We start from the raw sequence: 255 nt of genomic DNA on the forward strand, positions 1-255 counted from the left end.
CGATGTCGCCACCGCTCAATGCCAGATTGCGGCCTGCCGCCACCGTACCTTCCGTATTATCCAGGCTGCCCACGTTCAATGTGGCATCCTGCGCCGCCACGATGCGGCCCGTGTTGTTCAGCAAGGTAGAGGCCTTCACCAGCGCATCGCCATTGCCCTCGATCTTGCCGCCCGTGTTGTCCAGCTGGCCGGTAGCGTTCACCGTCATCAGGCCGGTACCCGTCTGCGCCAGGCTGCCGGCACGGTTGTCCAGGC

Annotated in this window: 1 protein-coding gene; it reads right to left on the reverse strand. The window is 64.7% G+C overall.

The annotated features are described in order from the left end of the window. Positions 1-255, reverse strand: a 255-nt coding sequence (locus tag GCN75_RS29015) for a hypothetical protein (RefSeq protein WP_152285391.1), incomplete at both ends; no start/stop codon positions are given.

Source organism: Janthinobacterium violaceinigrum (assembly GCF_009208555.1).
GTDB lineage: Bacteria > Pseudomonadota > Gammaproteobacteria > Burkholderiales > Burkholderiaceae_D > Janthinobacterium > Janthinobacterium violaceinigrum.